Consider the following 18,561-nt stretch of genomic DNA (forward strand, 5'->3'; position numbering starts at 1 on the left):
AGCTCTCCTGGGGGTGTGGCGCGGTTCGCATTCCCACGAGGCTAGAACGCGACCCGGCCCGAGCGGGAATCCCCGGCGATCTCCGGCCCGGACCCGACCGGACCAGGCGGGACTCAGTGCGCGGCGGCGGCGTCGGACTTCTTGCTCGACCGGTTGGGCAGCAGCGTCACGACGGCGACCAGCAGCGCGCCCAGGGCCAGGCCGAAGACGGCCGAGCAGGCGGTGTTCACCAGCCAGCCGAGCGCCCCGCCGATGGCCGGGACGGCGTGTCTGACCTCCACCTCCAGGTGGTGCACGAACTCGTACGGCGCGTGCCAGCCGAGGTCGTCGAGACCGACCAGCTCGATGTGGCCGCCGACCCAGAGCATCGCCGCGGTGCCGACGACCGAGATCGCGGTGAGCAGCTTCGGCATCCCGCGCACCAGCCCGAGCCCGATCCTCTGGACGAGCTGCGAGGGCCGCTCGGCCAGCCGCAGGCCGAAGTCGTCCATCTTCACGATCAGCGCGACCACGCCGTACACGACGGCGGTGATGAGGAGCGCGACGACGACGAGGATGATCAGCCGGCTCCAGAAGCCCTCGTCGGCCACCTCGTTCAGCGAGATGATCATGATCTCGGCGGACAGGATCAGGTCGGTGCGGATGGCGCCGGAGACCATCGTGTCCTCGGCGTCCTTGCCGACCTCGGCGGCCGGCGCGTCATGGTCCTGGTGGCCGCTGATCTTGCCCCAGATCTTCTCGGCGCCCTCGTAGCAGAGGTACGCGCCGCCGAGCATCAGGATCGGAGTCAGCAGCCAGGGCAGGAACTGGCTGAGCAGCAGCGCCGCCGGCAGGATGAAGATCAGCTTGTTGCGGATCGAGCCGACGGCGATCCGCTTGATGATCGGCAGCTCGCGGTCGGCGAGGGCGCCGTGCAGGTACTGCGGCGTGACAGCGGTGTCGTCGACGACCACACCGGCCGCCTTGAGGGTCGCCCGGCTCGCGGCCGCACCGACGTCGTCGACCGAGGCGGCGGCCATCCGCGCGAGCACCGCGACATCGTCGAGCAGTGCGAACAGTCCGCCACTCACTGCGTCGGGGCTCCGGCCCGGACGGTCCTCTGGTCACACATGTCGGAAATGGTACCGACCGCGCGCACGTCAGCGCGCATAAGTGAGCTTCCGAGACGCGGCATCCTCGATGGCGCCCGCGAACACGTCGGCCTCGCCCTTGGCGGCGGCGACCTGGACCGCCGCGCGGACCTTGTGCTGCGCGTAGCCCAGCGGGTCGACGAGGTGACCGAGCCGGGTCGCCACGGGCGGCCAGGCGAGGGTCAGGGCCAGGAGCACTCCGACGGTCGTGGTCAGCACCAGCGCGAGCTCCGGCCGCTCGGCCGCCCAGCGGTCGTAGCCGGCGTACGCCGCGCCCTTCACCGCGAACCCGTGGAAGAGGTAGACCACCAGCGTCCAGGCGCCCATCCGCGCGAACCAGCCGCCACCACGCGGGACCAGGGCCAGGAACGCCCAGGCGCCGGCCAGGCCCACGGCCAGCAGCACGCCGCGGATGACCATGGCCTCCACGTCGCTGGTCCCGAGCTCGTCGTAGCGGGAGCGGTAGTAGAGCCACTCGGTGCTGGCCCAGCGGTCGGTCCAGGTCGTGGCCACCCAGATCGCCACCAGGGCCAGGACGGCTGCCACCTGAGCTGGCCAGGACCGCAGCCGCTCCAGCCGCTCCGGCGTGGCCTTCAGGCCCAGCACGAAGAACGGCAGCAGCCCGAGGACCCGGGCGATGTCCAGGGTGTCCCCGGCGTACAGCCCGGCGAGGAGGCTGATGCCGACCGCCAGCACCACCCCGCCCGGGAGGTTCTTGAAGACCGGTGTCAGCAGCCGCCAGAAGAACAGTGCCGCGAGGTACCACATCGGCCAGTGCGGATCCGCGAAGAGCCGGTCGAGGTCCTCGCCCCCGACGTGGACCCGGAACAGCGCGAGCGCGCACTCGAAGATCACGTACGGCACCGCGACCGTGCAGAAGAGCTGCCACAGGCGGCGCCGCGACCAATCGAAGGAGCGGGACAGGTAGCCGGTCACGAACACGAACGCGGGGATGTGCCACGCGTAGAGGAAGTCGTAGAGGTGGCCGTGCAGCGCGGTCAGGGGCAGCAGGGTCCAGGTGTGGCCCACGACCACGAGCGTCACCAACGCCATCTTGGCGTTGTCGAGCCAGGGGTCGCGCGTCGGTCGGGTCGTCGTGGCAGAGGTCGTCACGGCAGGCACCCCTCATCGTTACCCGACGGCTCCAAGGGGCATCGACGCCGACCGGACTCCTCGGGCACTTCCCGCGCTCCTCCGGCATTGCAATGCCCCAGAACCCTGGGGGTCCCCGGTGAACCGGGGATCCTCGGCCGCCCCCGCTCAGTCCTCGACGAGCCCCAGGCCGAGGTACTCGGCGGCGTACCGGCCGGAGAGGACCAGGGAGGCGTAGCGCGCGAGCTCGGTGGGCGCGTCGGTCGTCACCGGGTGGACGCGTACGCCGCGGGCCGCGGCGGCCGCCTGGAGACGGGTGCGCTGCTCGCGCACCGCGGGCTCCTCGGCGCCGTCGTCGAGGACTACCAGCATCGGGCGCAGCTCGGTGGGACCGTCGGCGAACGGGTCGACGAAGACGTCGCGCTGGCGCGCGGCCTCGATCACCGGCAACAGGTGCTCGGCGTCGCCGGCGAGCGCCGTGCGGCCGCTGGCCCGGCGGATCGACTCCGCGACCCGGCGCGCCGCACGCGCCGCCAGCACCGACCCGCCCCAGATCAGCGGGTTGGCGTCGGCGAGGGCGATCGCCAGCATCTTGGCGGGGTTCACCGCCAGGTCCCGGTGCGGCGAGGAGACCGTCGCGACCTCGTCGAGTGCGTTCGCCAGCTCCTCGGCGTCGGTCTGCGGGCCCAGGTCGACCCGGTCCAGGTAGGTCAGCATCACCACGGCCGTGGCCAGCTGGTCCCCGGTCGAGGTCGGGAAGATCGTGGTCCACCGCCCCGCGGCGTGCTCCGCGACCATCGACCGCGGCGGGCAGGCCACCACGACCTGGCAGCCGCGGCGGACCGCCTCGGCGACCGCTGATGCGGTCCCCGAGTCCGCGCCCTCGGGCGCCAGGACCACCACGAGGTCCAGGCTGCCCGCCCAGCCCGGCAGCGCCGGCCCGGGCCACGCCACGAACGGCACCGGGCACCACGGCTCGAGCACCGCCCGCAGCAGGCGGGAGTCCGGCCCGGCGGCGATCACGGCCCGGGGCCGGGCCTGCTCGCGCGCGGTCTCGACCGCCCGGTCGAGGACCTCCCCGGCCGCGGCGGCCTCCCGGCGCACCCGTGCGCCGGACTCCGCCAGCGTGCGCAGGCGCAGGTCGGCGGAGTTCAGCGCCGACTCGTCGTCGAGCCGCGACTCGTCGAACCAGGTGCCCACCGGATCAGGCCGGGGTGCGGGCTTCGTCGACGAGCAGCACCGGGATGCCGTCGCGGACCGGGTACGCCAGGCGGCACTCACCCTGGCAGACGAGCTCGTCGGTGCCGTCGTGGGTCTCCTGGGCCAGCTCCGCACGGCAGCGCGGGCACACCAGGATGGCGAGCAGGTCGGGGTCGAGGTCAGCAGCCATCAGTTGCTCCGGATCTTCGCGAGGACCTCGTCGCGCACGGCCGCCATCGTCGCCTCGTCCTTGCCCTCGGCGTTCAGGCGCAGCAGCGGCTCGGTGTTGGACGGCCGGACGTTGAAGGTCCAGTCGGGGTGGGACACGGTCAGACCGTCGAGACGGTCGGTGGAGACGCCGTCCTGGCCGGCGTACTCCTTCTCCAGGGCGTCGACGACCGCAGCCTGGTCGGCGACCGTGGAGTTGATCTCCCCGCTGAGCGGGTAGCGCTCGTACTGCGCCAGCAGCTCCGACAGCGGGCGGTCGGTCTCCCCCAGCGCCGCGAGCGCGTGCAGGGCCGCCAGCATGCCGGAGTCGGCACGCCAGAAGTCCCGGAAGTAGAAGTGGCCGCTGTGCTCCCCGCCGAAGACCGCGTCGGTCTCGGCCATCGTCGCCTTGATGTAGGAGTGGCCGACCCGGGTGCGCACCGGCCGCCCGCCGAGCTCGGTCACGATCTCCGGCACCGCGCGGCTCGTGATCAGGTTGTGGATGACCGCCGCACCGGGCGACTTCACGAGCTCCCGGGCCGCGATCAGCGCGGTCAGCGTCGAGGGCGAGACCGCCCGGCCGCGCTCGTCGACCAGGAAGCACCGGTCCGCGTCGCCGTCGAAGGCGAGCCCCACGTCGGCGCCCTCGGCCAGCACCCGCGCCTGCAGGTCGCGCAGGTTCTCCGGCTCGATCGGGTTCGCCTCGTGGTGGGGGAAGGTGCCGTCGAGCTCGAAGTACATCGGCACCAGCTCGACGTGCTCGGCGCCGATCCGCTCGAACACCTCCGGCGCCGTGTGCCCCGCCATCCCGTTGCCGGCGTCGACGACCACCTTGAGCCGGCGCCCGGTGACCGGCGCCAGCTGGAGCAGGTACGCCGCGTACGCCGCGAGCACGTCGGTCTCGGAGATCCGGCCCGGCGTCGCCGCCCGCGCCACCTGGTCGGACAGCACCAGGTCGCGGATCTCGGTCAGCCCGCTGTCCTGGCCGACCGGCACCGCGCCGGCGCGGCACAGCTTGATCCCGTTGTACTGCGCGGGGTTGTGGCTGGCTGTGAACATCGCCCCGGGGTGCCCGAGGTGGCCCGAGGCGAAGTAGAGCTGGTCGGTGGAGGCCAGCCCGATCATCACGACGTCCGCGCCGGCCTCGCTCGCACCCTGCGCGAAGGCGCCGGCCATCGCCGGGGAGCTGGGCCGCATGTCGTGGCCGACCACCACGGCCGAGGCGCCGACGACCTGCACGAACGCGCGGCCGGTGGCGTGGGCCAGCGCGTCGTCGATCTGGTCGGGCACCGTCCCGCGCACGTCGTAGGCCTTGAAGATCGCCGAGAGGTTCGCGGAGTCGAGGGTGCCGGGCATGACGCCGACCCTAGTGCGTCACTCGGGGCGCAGGACGCGAAGGTGTCCCTTGCGCGCGGTCTCGCGGCCGGTCTCCGACACCGCCGCCGCCTGACGGGGCGGCGCCGGGCGCCCGGCCTCACGCACCGCGTCGGCCAGGGCCAGCAGGTCGTCGTTGGACGGACCCGTGTCCACGGGCTCCCGGGCCAGGCGCAGCACGTCCCAGCCGCGCGGGGCCGAGAGCCGCTCGCTGTGCGCCTCGCACAGGTCGTAGGCGTGCGGCTCGGCGTACGTCGAGAGGGGGCCGAGCACCGCCGTCTGGTCGGCGTAGACGTAGGTCAGCGTCGCGACCGCCGAGCGGCTGCAGGCGGTGCGCGAACAGCGGCGGGCGGGACTCACGCGGCAGACGGTACCGCCCGGCCGGGCCCGGCCGGACTAGGCTCGCGGCGTGGATGAGCAGCGGGCCGGACCCGCGCCGCGGGGACGGCGCAGCCGAGACCGCCGCGGTCGCGGAATGCGCGGGCCCGGGGTGCTCCCGCGGACCCCGGGCACCACCGCCGTACGCACCTCGAGGCAGCGCTTCGACGACCTGGTGCTGGGGATCGTCACCGACGTCGACCGCCGCTGGCAGGACCGGCTCGGCCTGGTCGAGTACGCCGTCGAGGACACCCCTCAGGTCCCCGACGACTGGGACCCCGACACCGTGCCGCTGTCCTCGCTGGTCCGGGGGCAGGGCACCCGCCCGACCCGGCTGGTGCTCTTCCGGCGCCCCATCGAGCACCGCTGCGAGTCCCGCAGCGAGCTCGAGGCGCTGGTGCTCACGCTGGTCGTGGAGCAGGTCGCCGAGCTGCTCGGCATCGACGCGGCCGACGTCGACCCGCGCTACGACCCCGACGACTGAGGCCGACCGGAGCGCTCGGGCCGCTGAGGCAGCTCAGGGCAGCCCGGGGCGGACGTCGGGCACCCGGGCGGCGCGGTCCAGCTCGCGCAGCGAGAGTGTCGCGACGCCGTCCCCGGTGACGAGCACGCTGCCCGAGACCGTCGTCCGGCGCGGATCCACCACCACCTGCACGGCGCGCCGGGGCAGGTCGACGGTGCTGGCCCGGTCCGGGGCCATCTCGACCCGCTCCGTCGCCAGCACCTTGCCGGCCCCGTCGCGAGCGGTGACCTCGACCACGCCGACCGCGTCCGCATTGCCCAGCACCAGGCTCTTGGGGCCCGCCGGCACCAGCAGCGCGGAGACCTCGCCCACCGTGGCCCCCGCCACCGTGGACGTCAGGTCTCCCCCGCTCACCGAACGCAGCGTCGCGGTCAGCGGCCCGGTCGAGTCGACCTGCACGCCGGCGACGCCCTCGTCCTCCGCCGCGGCGAGCACCCCGGCCAGCGACACCCGGGTGACCCCGCCCGGGGGCACCCGGACCTCGTCGAGGCCCTCGGGCCGGAACACGGCGTCGGCGCTCAGCAGCCGCACGTCCGCCCGCACCTCGTCGGCCCCGCCGTTGGCGAGCACCAGCTCGCGCTCCGGCGCCCGTCCCGGCAGGCCGAGCAGCACGTTGCGGACGTCCGGCTCGGCCTGGGAGGCGAGCCAGTCGCGGCTCGGCTCGCTGCGGCCGAGCCGGTCCACCTGGTCGAGGACCGTGGCCGAGATCCGGCCCCGGGTCGTGGTGACCTCCAGCGCGAGCTCGTCGCGGCGCGGCACGGTCCGGGACAGGTCCACACGGACGGTCTCGCCGCCGCGCACCACCACCCCGAGCAGGTCGTCGGCCTCGACCGGACCGCCGGCGCCGAGCACCCGCACGTCGACGACTGCCTGGCCGGAGCCCTCGTTGGCGAGCTCGAGCACCGAGGAGTGCCGGGCGCCGGCACCGACCCCGGTGAACCAGGCCCGCGCCGCCCCGGGCAGGCAGTCGGCCGCGGCGAGCGGACCGGTCTCGACGCGGCTGGCCACCAGCCCCGGCGCGAGATCGCCCTCGCCCGTGACCGGGACCGTGTCCGGGTCGGTCACCGACGCCGTGCGCTCCGGCCGCAGGTCGAGTGTCGTCTCCTGCTCCCCCCGGCCGGCCCGCACCGCACCGGACGCCGGCTCGGTGGTCGCGACCAGCACCCGGCTCCGGGCGTCCTCGCGCGCCGAGGGACAGACCAGCGTGGTGCGGGTCAGGGCGCTGTCGGAGGCCGGGGTGGCCGGCCGGCCGGCCGGGTCGCCCCCGCCGAGCAGGACCAGCACCACGGCGAGCAGCGGGACCAGGACCGCCAGCACCACGAGCAGGTCCGGGCGCCCGCCCCGGGCGCGCTCGCTGCGCCGCCGGGGGGCCGCCGGCGCCTGCCGCCGCCCGCTCACGACTGCCTCCGCGCCGCCGCGGCGGCCGTGGTGGGCAGGCACAGCACCAGCACCCACACCAGCGCCACGCCCTGCACGACCAGCAGCGCCGGGCGCACCCAGGACTCCGGGAAGGACCGGGGATCGGAGACCGCGTCGGGGTCGAGCTCGGGGTCCACGCGCCAGGCCCGGGTGGTGCGGTCCTCGGCGCTCGCGGGCACCAGCCCGTCGGCGGCGTCGAGCACCGCGGCGACCTCGCCGTCGGCGGGCGCCGGCAGGACGACGTACTCGATGCCGTCGGCGGCCAGCGCCTCCACGACCCCGAGCGTCGGGCGGGTCACCAGCGCGCTGACCTCCGCGGTCAGCTCCTCGTCCTCGGCCGTCAGCGCCAGCACCTCGTCCTCACCGAGCGTGACCCCGTCACCGCGACGCACGACGTAGCTCACGCCGCCCTCGACGTCGCCGCGGATCACCAGGATGCCCCGGGAGGGGTCGGTCTCCGCGCTCTGCAGCATGTACGCCGGGATGCCGGCGCGCGAGTCCTCGTCGAGGTCGTCGGCCCCGCCCGCGGCGAACCAGCCCAGCGTCACCAGCGGCACCAGCGCCGCGGCTGCGGCCAGCACCACGGCCACGACCCGGCCGGGGACCCGCCAGCGGTCGCGGCTGCCGAGGAAGCCCTGGGCGCCGATCACCGCAGCCACGACGAGCAGTCCCTGGACGAGGACCAGCGGGAAGCCGGGCCCGGGGCTCACCGACACCGAGCCGAGGTCGAGGGTGACGGTCCCGAGCAGGGCAGCGACGCCGCCGGTGACGAGCACGATCAGCCAGCAGACCAGCACCGGGACCCGGGTCGCGCGCGGCACCAGCGCCACCAGGGCGAGCGCGACCAGCACCAGGCCGGTCCAGGCGGGGGCGCCGCCCTCGGCCAGCCGCCCCGTCAGCAGCCCGACGCCGTCGGCGACGGGTCCCGGGATTCGGCCGGTGTCGAGCAGCAGCGCCTCGCCGGCGCCCTCCAGCAGCGCCGGGAGCCACCAGGGCAGCAGCAGCACCGGCACCACGGCCAGGGCCGTGGCGGGCGGGCCCCACACCGTGCGCGAGCGCACCGCCGAGCGCACGACGAGCGCCGCCGCGCCCAGCACGACCACCCCGATCGCGACCGCGACCAGCCAGGCCACCGGCGCGAACGCGGAGACCAGCGCCAGCAGCAGTCCGACGCGCCAGGCCGCGCGCCAGCGGCGGTCGGCCTGCGGGTCGGCGAAGCCCAGCGCGGCGTGCGCCAGCCAGGGCAGCAGGGCGGCGGCCGCGACGATGCCCAGCCGGCCGTCGCCCCAGGCGCCGCTGGCCACGGGGACCAGTGCATAGGTCGTCGCGCCGAGGAGGATCAGCCACCGCGAGACGCCGTACGGCGAGACCAGGCGGCCCACCACGCGCAGGAACCGCCAGGCGCCCCACAGCCCGACCGGGACCGCGAGCACCAGCACCACCGTCACGGCGGCCGCCGGGCTGCCCAGCAGCAGCGTCGCGAGCAGCGCCAGCGGGAGCAGGTACGCCGGCGCCGGCACCGCGGTGCCGGGCCCGAGCCGGTGCCAGCTCTCCAGGTACAGGCTCCACCAGTCGCCGGCCCCCGTCGGCACGGGCGCGAGGCCGCCGCCGGCGACGGAGCCGAAGGCGGCGCGGGACCCGACCAGCGCCAGGAGGACAACGAGGGCGAGCAGCAGCGCCACCGGGTTCGTCACGAAGCGCGCCACCCAGCCGGCGTCCTCGGCGAGGTCGTCCTCCTCGGCGGCCGCCTGGCGGCGGGCGGCGAACGAGGAGGGGTCCTGGTCGGCGCGGGCCGCGCGCCGGCGCTCCGCGACGTCGGAGGCCTGGTGGGTGGCTGCCGCGGCGAGGTCGCTGAGGAAGTCCAGCCCGTGCCGGTAGGGCAGCCACCACGGCGCCAGCAGCGGCCGCACCCGCTCGGGGTCGCTCTCGCCGCGGACCCGGCGCTCGGCGCGCGCCGACCGGATCGCCCGCGGGGCGGAGTAGACCGAGACCAGCGCAGCGAGCTCGTCGAGGGCCTGCCCGACCGAGCGCACCAGCAGGAATCCCAGCACCCGCAGCAGGGTGCCGAGCGCCAGCCGCACGACCCGGAACGGCAGCGAGCGGGCGGGGGCGTTGACCAGCAGGGTGTGCAGGGCCGCGCGCCGCTCCTGGTAGTGGGTGTGCCGTCCGGTCAGGGAGGTGCGCCGCAGGCCCCGGTGCGCCGCCTCGGCGTGGAAGACCACTGCCTGCGGGACGACGACGGTGCGGTGGCCCGCGGCCGCGGCGCGCCAGCCGAAGTCCAGGTCGTTGCCGAAGATCGGGAGCGCGTCGTCGAACCCGCCGAGCTCCTCGAGCACCGAGCGGCGCACGAGCATGCCGGCGGTGTTGACGGCGAGCACGTCGCGGACCCGGTCGTGCTGGCCCTGGTCGTACTCCCCGCGCTCCAGGCCGGTCTCGCGGCGTCCGGTGCTCGAGATCGTGACGCCGACCTCCAGCAGCCGGCGCAGCGAGGGCCACTCGCGCAGCTTCGGCCCGAGGATGTCCGCGCCGGGGTCCTCCTCGGCCGCGGCCAGCAGCGCAGCCAGGGCGCCGGGCTCAGGGTTCGCGTCGTCGTGCAGGAGCCAGATCCAGTCCGCGTCCGGCCCGCAGGCCCCCAGGCCCGCCTGCACCGCCGCGGGGAACGAGGTGTTCCCGGGCAGCCGCAGCGCCGCACCGAACGCGGAGGCCAGCAGCGCGGGGCTCTCGTCCTTGCTGCCGGTGTCGACGGCGACCACCCGGTCCACCGGACGGGTCTGGGCGCGGATGCCGTCGATGACGGCGGGCAGCCAGCGCGCACCGTCGTGGCTGACGAGGAGCACGACGACGGAGGCAGACACGACGCCCCACCCTAGCGACCACCGGGTGGCGGGCCCGCACGGTGCCCGTGCCGAGACCGGGGGCCCGAAATGCGAGGGACCCCGGCCGTCATCGGCCGGGGCTCCCCCTCGTCATCCTCGCCCGAGCCCGCCGTGGTTGTGATGTGGCGTCTCGGACGGCGCCCGGTGGGCGCCTGGTCGGCGCCGCTCAGACGGCGCTCTTCTTCAGCTTGCGACGCTCCCGCTCGGAGAGACCGCCCCAGATGCCGAACCGCTCGTCGTTCAGCAGCGCGGACTCCAGGCACTCCGGGCGCACCTCGCAGGTGAGGCAGACCTTCTTGGCCTCCCTCGTGGACCCGCCCTTCTCGGGGAAGAACGCCTCGGGATCGGTCTGCGCACAGAGCGCCCGCTCCTGCCATCCCGCGTCCCCGGCGTCGTTCTCGAGCAGAAATAGCTCTCTCACGGCACTCGCCCTTTCGACCCGGTACTGCTCTGACCCGCCCAGCGGGTGCGAGCCATGGGCGGGGACCCGTGGCTGGCACCGTGTGGATGCCACTGTCATGACACTGTTGGAATTACATGCCTGTCGCACACCGGAAGTCAAGCCCGGATCTGGTATGGCACCCAGTGGTCCAGTGCGGCGGGAGAGGGCGCCGGGCGGGGTTCCGCGCCCCGGGGACGGGCAGGGACGGGCAGGGACGGCCAGGGTCGGGAGCCGGAGGACCGTGCGGCACAGTAGCGCCATGCGAAACATCACGGTGCTCTCCGGCGGGATGGGCGGCGCGCGCTTCCTCCAGGGCCTGCTGCACGGCATCGACGCCGGCACCATCCCCGGGCTCGCCCCGGACGCCCGGGTCACGGTCGTGGCGAACACCGCCGACGACCTGTGGGTCCACGGCCTCAAGGTCTGCCCCGACCTCGACACGGTGATGTACACCCTCGGCGACGGCATCGACCTCGAGCGCGGCTGGGGCCGGCGCGACGAGAGCTGGCGGGTCAAGGAGGAGCTGGCGGCGTACGGCGTGGAGCCCACCTGGTTCGGCCTCGGCGACCGCGACGTGGCCACCCACCTGGTCCGCACCCAGATGCTCGAGGCGGGCTTCCCCCTCTCGCAGGTGACAGCCGCCCTGTGCCGCCGCTGGCAGCCCGGTGTCGAGCTGCTGCCGATGAGCGACGACCGGGTCGAGACCCACGTCGTGGTCGCGGACGAGGACTCCCCCAGCGGGAAGGCCGTGGTGCACTTCCAGGAGTACTGGATCCGGCTGCGGGCCGCGGTGCCCGCCGAGAGCCTGGTCTTCGTCGGGCTCGACGACGCCACGCCCGGGCCGGGGGTGCTCGAGGCGATCACCGGCGCCGACCTGGTGGTGCTCCCGCCGTCGAACCCGGTGGTCAGCGTCGGGACGATCCTCGGCGTGGCCGGGGTCCGCGACGCGATCCGCACCACCAGCGCGCCGGTCGTGGGGCTCTCCCCGATCGTCGGCGGCGCCCACGTGCGCGGGATGGCCGAGCAGGTGCTCGGGGCCATCGGGGTCGAGGTCTCCGCCGCCGCGGTCGGCCTGCACTACGGCGCCCGGACGGGCGGCGGGGTGCTCGACGGCTGGCTGGTGGACGAGCGCGACGCGGACGCCGTGCCGGCGCTGCAGGCCGGCGGGCTGGCCGCGCGCGCGGTGCCGCTGATGATGACCGACCCGGCCACCACGGCCGCGATGGCCGCCGCCGCGGTCGCGCTGGTCGGCTGATGTCGTCGAGCCGGCCCGGCGGGCGCGTCGAGGCGTTCGCACCGGACGGGATTCCCGAGGTACGCCGCGGCGACGACCTGGTCGCGCTGTTCCTGCCGCTGGTGGACCTGGCCGACGGGGACGTGGTCGTGGTGACCAGCAAGGTCGTCAGCAAGGCCGAGGGCCGGGTCCGGCCCGGTGACCGCGACCAGGCGCTGGCCGGCGAGACCGCCCGGGTCGTGGCCCGCCGCGGGCCCACCACGATCGTGCGCACCCACCACGGGCTGACCATGGCCGCGGCCGGCATCGACGCCTCGAACGTCGAGGCCGGCTCGGTGGTGCTGCTCCCGGAGGACCCGGACGCCTCGGCCCGCGCCCTGCGCGCGAGGATCGCCGAGAGCGCCGGGTGCAACGTCGGCGTGGTCGTCACCGACACCGCCGGGCGGGCCTGGCGCGAGGGCCAGACCGACATCGCGGTCGGCGCGGCGGGCCTCCTCGTCGCCGAGGAGTACGCCGGTCGCGTCGACGCCCACGGCAACCCGCTGGCCGTGACCGCTCCCGCGGTCGCCGACGAGATCGCCGGGCTGGCCGAGCTCGCCTCCGGCAAGCTGGGCGGTCGGCCGGTCGTGGTCGTGCGCGGCCGCCGCGACCTGGTGCTGGCGCCCGGGGAGGACGGCCCCGGCGCCCGGGCGCTGATCCGCCCCGAGGGCGGCGACATGTTCGGCTACGGCGCCCGCGAGGCAGTGGTCCGGGCGCTGCGCGGGGACCCGGCCGAGGCGCTGCCGTTCGGCGCGCCGGCCCCGGCGGAGGACCTCGCGGCCGCGGTCACCGATGTCCTCGGCTCCCGGCCCCGCCGCGACGGCGAGGGCCTCCTGGTCTCGGGGGCTCCGCCCCGGGCCGTCCTCGCCGCGCTCGCGTTCGCGCACGGCTGGGAGATCCAGCCGGATTCCGGTAGTGCCGTCCGCTTGCGCCCACTGACTCCGTAGACTCGCCGGGGCGCCGACGCGCCGTACCCCACCCAGACCGCGAGGAAACCGCACGTGGCCAAGACGCCCAAGTCCGCCAAGTCCGACCGCCAGGCGGTCATCGACGACATCCGACGCAAGCAGAAGGGCGCGGAGAAGCGCCGTGGTCTCGCGATCGTGGGCGTGTGCGCGGCCGTCGCGCTGATCATCATCGGCGCCGCCGCCTACCGCCCGGTCATGAACTGGTGGGACAAGCGCGGCTACTCCGACACCCCGCTCGCCGAGATCGGCTCGGCCGCCTCGGTCTGCCAGGACATCACCACCCAGCCCGCCGAGGGCAGCAACGACCACGTCGACGAGTCGCAGCAGGTCACCTACGACTTCGCGCCGCCGGCCTTCGGCCCGCACTGGAACGTCGCGAACCTGGCGCCGGACCCGATGGACCGGAAGTTCTACACCGCCGACGACCGGCCCGAGCTCGAGGCCCTGGTCCACAACTCCGAGCACGGCTACAACATCATCTGGTACGACGAGACGGTCGCCGAGGACGACGACCAGCTCGCCGAGCTGCGCGCGATCGCCGACAAGTTCACCGGCACCGCCAACTTCCGCGACAAGGTCAAGGTCGTGCCGTGGACCAAGGACGACGCCGAGGAGACCTCCGGCAAGTGGCCCGAGGGCCAGCACGTCGCGTTCACGCACTGGTCGGTCGGCGGCAGCGGCGAGACCGACGCCGCCAAGCAGGTCGGCGTGTGGCAGTACTGCTCCGAGGTCAGCGGCGAGGCGTTCGAGAAGTTCACAGTCGACTACCCCTACACCGACTCCCCCGAGCCGAACGCGATGTGACCACCGGTCTGACCGGGCTGGCGCAGCCGGCCCGGTCAGACCAGGTCGGGTCAGACCAGGTCGGTGCGGCCCGCGGCCTTCAGCCCGGCGACCACGCCCTTGACCTCCTGGGCCCGGGCCCGGGTGGTGACCAGCAGCGCGTCGGGAGTGTCCACGACCACGACGTCCTCGAGGCCCACGACCGCGACCAGCCGGTCGCCGCGCGGCACCACGAGGCCGGTGCTCCCCACTGCATGCACGAGGTCCCGGTCGCCCAGCACGGTGGGCCCGTCCGACCCCGCAGAGTCGGCCAGCAGGGTCGCGAGGGAGTCGAAGTCGCCGATGTCGTCCCAGCCGAAGCCGGCGGCGACGGTGGCGACCCGGCCCGCGGCGGCCGCGGGCTCGGCGATCGCGTGGTCGACCGCGATGCTCGGCAGCGTCGGCCAGGTCTGCTCCAGCAGCGACTGGTCCGCGGCGATCGCCCGCAGCGCCGCGGCGAACTCCGGGTGCCAGCGGGCCAGCAGGTCCAGCAGCACCGTCGGGCGCACCACGAACATCCCGGCGTTCCAGCGGAACCCGCCGGCGGCCAGGTAGCCGGCCGCGACCTCGGTGGTCGGCTTTTCGACGAACTCGCGGACCTCGGCGGCCCCGGGGTGTCCGGGCAGCGGGTCGCCCTGGTGGATGTAGCCGAAGGCCGAGGACGGGAACGTCGGCTCGATGCCGATCGTGACCAGCCAATCCGCGCGGGCCACCTCGACCGCCGTACGCACCACCTCGCCGAAGGCGTCCTGGTCGTCGATGACGTGGTCGGCGGCGAACGAGCCGAGCACGGCCTCGGGGTCGGTGCGCTCCAGCAGCGCCGCCGCCAGGCCGATGGCGGCCATCGAGTCGCGCGCCGACGGCTCGGCGAGGATCGCCCCGGCCGGCAGCCCGTCGAGCTGCTCGGCGACCGCGTCGGCGTGGGCAGCGCCGGTGACCACCAGGAAGCGGTCCTCGGCCAGCGGCGCGAGCCGGTCGTGGGTCTCCTGCAGCAGCGTGCGCCCGCTGCCGGTCAGGTCGCGCAGGAACTTCGGCGCGGAGGACCGCGACAGCGGCCAGAGCCGGGTGCCGGCACCGCCCGCGGGGATCACGGCCCAGAAGTGGTCGATGGCAGGCATGGGCGGCACCCTACCGACGCCGGTGAGCGGCCCCGGACCCTAGGCTCTGGTCCATGACGACGACCTTCCCGACCATTCTCGCCGGGCTGCTGCGCAGCGACCCGGGCCGGCCGCTCGTCACGTTCTACGACGACGCCACCGGCGAGCGCGTCGAGCTGTCAGTGGCCACCTACGCGAACTGGGTGGCCAAGGCGTCCTCGCTGCTGGTGGAGGAGCACGGCCTCGAGCGTGGCGGCTCGCTGCGCGTCGACCTGCCCACCCACTGGCTCGGCCCGGTCTTCCTCGGCGCCGCCTGGAACGTCGGCCTCGCGGTCACGACCGGCGAGCACCCGGACGCCGTCGTCTGCGGCCCGGCGACGCTGGACACCTGGGCCGAGCACGCCGCGCAGCTGCCGGTGCTGGCCTGCGCCCTGCGGCCGCTCGGGGTCCGGTTCGCCGAGCCGCTGCCGGCCGGCGTACACGACGTCGGGGTGGACATCTGGTCGCAGCCGGACTCGTTCCTGGCCTACGACCCGCCGACGCCCGAGGACGTCGCCACCGACTTCCCGCAGGGGCGGGTCCAGCAGGCCCAGCTGTGGACGACAGCCGCCGCCGGAGCTCTGATCTCCGGCGGCGGCCGTCTCCTCACGGAGGCGAACCCGGCTTCCCCACCAGGTGTCGCCACCTTCACCGAGCCGCTCGTGAAGGGCGGCTCGCTGGTCCTGGTCGCCAACGCCGACCCGGAGCGGCTCGAGGGCACGTACGCCGCCGAGCGCGCCACGGCTCGCTTCCCGCGCGGCCACGGCCAGGACTGATCAGGTGCGTCGCGACCGGCGGGCTCAGCCCGCCAGGTCGAACGCGTTCATCCCTCCTCCGAGGTAGCGCGGCTTGCCGAACCCGGCGGTCGAACCCGGCAGCAGGAACAGGTCACCGGTCCCCTTGCGTCGCACCAGCACGTCCGGGTGGCCGGTCAGCCCGATGTCGCGGATCCCGACTGCCCAGTTGTAGGGCTTCAGGTTCCCCGCGAGGGTGCGAGCGCCGGCGCTGCCCGGCCCGGTCCCGTACAGCGTGGGCCGGTTCGAGGCGCGCACCAGGATGCCCGGCGTACCGCCGTCCCAGCGGGCGACCCCGAGCGGCACGCTGCCGGGGATCGCGCCGAGGACCAGCGAGCCGGCGCCCAGCGCGCCCGGCCCGGCCCCGGGATACAGGTGCATGCCGCTGCCCGCCGGCTGGCCCATCAGGTCCGGCCAGCCGTCGCCGGTCATGTCCCCCACCGCCGCCAGCAGCGTCACGCCCGCGAAGCCGGTCGCGATCGTCTGGGGCGCCGCGAGGTGGCCCTGGCCGTCGCCGGCCAGCAGCCGCAGCTCGCCCGCCGTGGTCACGATCATCACGTCGGCGTCGCCGTCACGGTCCCAGTCGCCGACGTTGAGCACGGTCCGGGCGTCGGGCGCCGTCTGGCCGGTGTCGACGTAGCCGCCGAGCTCGGTGGTGCCGGCGTGCTGGAGCACTACCAGCTTGTCGCCGCGCCGGCCCAGCAGATCGGGGTCCGCGGTGCCGGAGATCGAGCCGCCGGCGCTGAGCCCCTTCATCCCGGCCGCCCCGCCGATCGGTCCGATCGCGCTGCCGAACCTCCCGCGACCGGTCCCGGGGAGCACGTAGCCGCGCCCGTTCTTGTGCCGGACGAAGAGGTCGTTGCGACCGTCCTGGGTGTAGTCGCCGAACCCGGTGACGGCGTCGTAGGACTTCCAGCCGGTCGCGATCTTGGTGCGCCCCGCGAACCGGCGGCCGGCGCCCTTGTGCAGCCAGGCGACGCCCTGGGCGTCGCGGCCGATCAGGTCGACCCGCCCGTCGCCGGTCACGTCGCCGGTCGCCGCCAGCCGGGTGTAGCCCCAGCCCTTGGCCAGCCGCTTGCGCTTGAAGGTGCCGTTGCCCCGGCCGAAGAAGACGTAGAGCCGGGTGCTCGCCTTGTGCAGCGCGACCACGTCGTTGCGCCCGTCGCGGTTCAGGTCGCCGACCGCGGTGATCAGTGACATCTTGCGGAACTGCTTCGTGCCCTTGAGCGGGCCGCGGAAGCCGCCACCGGCCTTGCCCGGCCGCACCGCGACGGTTCCGGCCTTGTTCTGGACGAGAACGTCGGCCCGGCCGTCGCGGGTGAGGTCGGGCGAGGCCACGACCGCCGTGTACTTCTTCCACCCGCTCGAGATCGACCGGCGGGCGAACGACGTCAGGCCGCGGGTCGGCAGCACGAGCAGCCGCTTGTCGCTGGCCCGGCGGACCACCAGGTCGGGGTGCGGGCTGTCCGCGAGGTTCGCCTCCAGCTCGCGGCCGGTCCAGGCGGGCGGCGTGGGCGTCGCGGGCGTCTGCACAGCTGCCGCGAGCTTGCGGATCTCGGGGATCTTCGCGTACAGGTTCTTGCCCGGGCAGGCGGTGGAGCCGGCGTCGCGGTGCCCGCTGATCGCCGGGAACCGCTTGCTGCCGACCTTCTGCGAGGACGCGGACGGGGAGACCCCGTGCAGCGAGAGCTTCCACGCCATCAGCGCGCCGTACGCCTGGACCAGCGCCGCGCTGGGCTTGGCGGTCTCGAAGTTGCCGACCGCCGACATCGCGAACGCGTAGTCGTTGTAGCCCAGCGTGTGCGCGCCGACGACCGCCTTGTCGACGCCACCGGCCCGGCCCTCCCAGATCCGCCCGAAGCGGTCCACCAGGAAGTTGTAGCCGACGTCCGACCAGCCCCGGGACTTGGTGTGGTAGGCGTAGATGCTGCGCAGGATGCCCGGCACCTGGGCGCGGGTGTAGTCGTTGGCGTTCACGGTGTGGTGCACGAAGCCCGCGCTCACGCTCCCGTAGCGCAGCGACTTCTTGTCCCGCAGCTTCTCGTCCGCGCCCCACTGGGCCCGGGAGTAGATCGTCGGCTTGGGGGCGGTGGCGGCGGCGCGCAGCTCGATCGCGTCGTCGGAGACCTCGCCGGCCGGCTCGGCCTCGACCGGGGCGGCCGCCGTGCCCGGGAGCTCACCGGTGTCGATCGCAGGGCGTTCCATCGCCGTGGCCTCGGCCTCGCCGGGGTCGACGACGGCCAGCCGCATGTCGGCCGGCAGCGCTGCGCCGTCGGCGACCGTCGCCTCGACCTGCACCTGGTCGACCTCGCCGACGAGGAGCTCGTCGGTCCCGGGACGCACGGCCGCGGCCTCCGGACTGCCCGGGTCCGGGGCGTGCTCGTCGTGGTACTCCAGCTCGGTCCAGTCCGACCAGGCACCGTCGCTCAGCGTGCGGGCGCGCACGGTCAGGTCGGCGTCGGAGATCCGGTCCCCACTGTCCCAGGTGACGCCCACGGCGCCGTACCCCTCGACCGCCTGCGGCTCGCTGGTCACGGTGAGCGCCCCCGCCTCACCCGGCGCGGCCTCCGCGCCGGGCACGGCGCGGCGCTCGGCGGGCGCGCCGGCGGGCGGCGTCAGCGGCACCTCCTCGACCGTGGCCTCGACCTGACCGGCCGGGACCGGCGAGGTCTGCGTCGACTCCGCGGCGTACGCCGCGAACGAGGCGCCGGCTCCCGAGACCCCCGGGCTGGCGACGTCGAGCGTCATCACGCCGGTGGTCGGGACGAGGACGGCGAGCACGACGGCGAGTGCCAGCAGCTGCTGGCAGGCCGTGACGAAGCGGGCCTTGATGGGGTGCATGGGGGTTCTCCAGGTGTGTGGGGGAAGTTCACACGTGGCCCAACTTTCACACGAGTAACACCCGACCCGGAAGCGAATCCGAGTAA

The 18,561-nt window shown here is 74.8% G+C and carries 16 protein-coding genes; 5 read left to right on the forward strand and 11 right to left on the reverse strand.

The window, feature by feature from the left end:
- Positions 1–113: 113 nt before the first annotated feature.
- The 6 genes from EBO35_RS14695 to EBO35_RS14720 form a co-directional block, all read right to left on the reverse strand.
- Entirely contained in the window at positions 114–1,070 is a 957-nt protein-coding gene (locus EBO35_RS14695) for a DUF808 domain-containing protein (RefSeq protein WP_122818367.1), read from the reverse strand.
- A gap of 69 nt (positions 1,071–1,139) precedes the next feature.
- Positions 1,140–2,243: an acyltransferase family protein gene (locus EBO35_RS14700; protein WP_122818368.1), complete on the reverse strand. Its 1,104-nt coding sequence runs from the start codon at positions 2,241–2,243 to the stop codon at positions 1,140–1,142.
- Between the two features lie 147 nt (positions 2,244–2,390).
- Positions 2,391–3,422, reverse strand: coding sequence for an SIS domain-containing protein (locus EBO35_RS14705; RefSeq protein ID WP_122818369.1), 1,032 nt, complete (start codon positions 3,420–3,422; stop codon positions 2,391–2,393).
- Positions 3,423–3,426: 4 nt separating this feature from the next.
- Entirely contained in the window at positions 3,427–3,612 is a 186-nt protein-coding gene (locus EBO35_RS14710; RefSeq protein ID WP_122818370.1) for a Trm112 family protein, read from the reverse strand.
- Positions 3,612–4,985 (reverse strand): phosphomannomutase/phosphoglucomutase, encoded by a 1,374-nt coding sequence (locus EBO35_RS14715; protein ID WP_122818371.1) that lies wholly within the window; start codon positions 4,983–4,985, stop codon positions 3,612–3,614. Before EBO35_RS14715 ends, EBO35_RS14710 begins: the two co-directional genes overlap by 1 nt.
- A gap of 18 nt (positions 4,986–5,003) precedes the next feature.
- Positions 5,004–5,363 (reverse strand): DUF3499 domain-containing protein, encoded by a 360-nt coding sequence (locus EBO35_RS14720; protein WP_122818372.1) that lies wholly within the window; start codon positions 5,361–5,363, stop codon positions 5,004–5,006.
- A 49-nt stretch (positions 5,364–5,412) separates the two neighbouring features.
- Here EBO35_RS14720 and EBO35_RS14725 point away from each other — a divergent pair, with 49 nt between their 5' ends.
- The gene (locus EBO35_RS14725) at positions 5,413–5,865 is read left to right on the forward strand and encodes a metallopeptidase family protein (RefSeq protein WP_241153717.1); all 453 of its coding nucleotides are present in this window, start codon (positions 5,413–5,415) and stop codon (positions 5,863–5,865) included.
- Between the two features lie 33 nt (positions 5,866–5,898).
- On the opposite strand, the gene EBO35_RS14730 is transcribed toward EBO35_RS14725, so the two are convergent.
- The 3 genes from EBO35_RS14730 to EBO35_RS14740 all read right to left on the reverse strand — a co-directional run bounded on the left by EBO35_RS14730 (position 5,899) and on the right by EBO35_RS14740 (position 10,620).
- Positions 5,899–7,302 carry a DUF5719 family protein gene (locus tag EBO35_RS14730; RefSeq protein WP_164477988.1) on the reverse strand — a complete coding sequence of 468 codons (1,404 nt, stop codon included), beginning with the start codon at positions 7,300–7,302 and terminating at the stop codon, positions 5,899–5,901.
- A complete protein-coding gene (locus EBO35_RS14735) occupies positions 7,299–10,178 on the reverse strand; it encodes a glycosyltransferase family 2 protein (protein WP_122818375.1) in 2,880 nt (959 codons plus the stop codon). Before EBO35_RS14735 ends, EBO35_RS14730 begins: the two co-directional genes overlap by 4 nt.
- Positions 10,179–10,365: 187 nt before the next feature.
- Entirely contained in the window at positions 10,366–10,620 is a 255-nt protein-coding gene (locus EBO35_RS14740; RefSeq protein WP_122818376.1) for a WhiB family transcriptional regulator, read from the reverse strand.
- 280 nt (positions 10,621–10,900) lie between these two features.
- Between EBO35_RS14740 and cofD the strand changes: the two genes are divergently transcribed.
- Genes cofD through EBO35_RS14755 form a run of 3 tightly spaced genes read left to right on the forward strand, consistent with a single transcriptional unit; the run spans position 10,901 to position 13,686 of the window.
- Positions 10,901–11,896, forward strand: coding sequence for a 2-phospho-L-lactate transferase (cofD, locus tag EBO35_RS14745; RefSeq protein WP_122818377.1), 996 nt, complete (start codon positions 10,901–10,903; stop codon positions 11,894–11,896).
- Positions 11,896–12,861, forward strand: a complete 966-nt coding sequence (gene cofE, locus EBO35_RS14750) for a coenzyme F420-0:L-glutamate ligase (RefSeq protein WP_122818378.1) — start codon at positions 11,896–11,898, stop codon at positions 12,859–12,861. Before cofD ends, cofE begins: the two co-directional genes overlap by 1 nt.
- Positions 12,862–12,915: 54 nt before the next feature.
- Positions 12,916–13,686 carry a DUF3105 domain-containing protein gene (locus tag EBO35_RS14755; RefSeq protein WP_122818379.1) on the forward strand — a complete coding sequence of 257 codons (771 nt, stop codon included), beginning with the start codon at positions 12,916–12,918 and terminating at the stop codon, positions 13,684–13,686.
- A gap of 50 nt (positions 13,687–13,736) precedes the next feature.
- On the opposite strand, the gene EBO35_RS14760 is transcribed toward EBO35_RS14755, so the two are convergent.
- A complete protein-coding gene (locus EBO35_RS14760) occupies positions 13,737–14,822 on the reverse strand; it encodes a mannose-1-phosphate guanylyltransferase (RefSeq protein WP_122818380.1) in 1,086 nt (361 codons plus the stop codon).
- A gap of 53 nt (positions 14,823–14,875) precedes the next feature.
- On the opposite strand from EBO35_RS14760, the gene EBO35_RS14765 reads away from it, so the two are divergent.
- Positions 14,876–15,616, forward strand: coding sequence for a TIGR03089 family protein (locus EBO35_RS14765; RefSeq protein ID WP_122818381.1), 741 nt, complete (start codon positions 14,876–14,878; stop codon positions 15,614–15,616).
- Between the two features lie 24 nt (positions 15,617–15,640).
- Here the strand turns inward: EBO35_RS14765 and EBO35_RS14770 are convergent, their stop codons facing one another.
- On the reverse strand, positions 15,641–18,475 hold the full coding sequence (locus tag EBO35_RS14770) for an FG-GAP-like repeat-containing protein (protein WP_122818382.1): 2,835 nt from the start codon (positions 18,473–18,475) through the stop codon (positions 15,641–15,643).
- Positions 18,476–18,561: the final 86 nt, after the last annotated feature.

This window comes from Nocardioides pantholopis (assembly GCF_003710085.1).
GTDB lineage: Bacteria > Actinomycetota > Actinomycetes > Propionibacteriales > Nocardioidaceae > Nocardioides > Nocardioides pantholopis.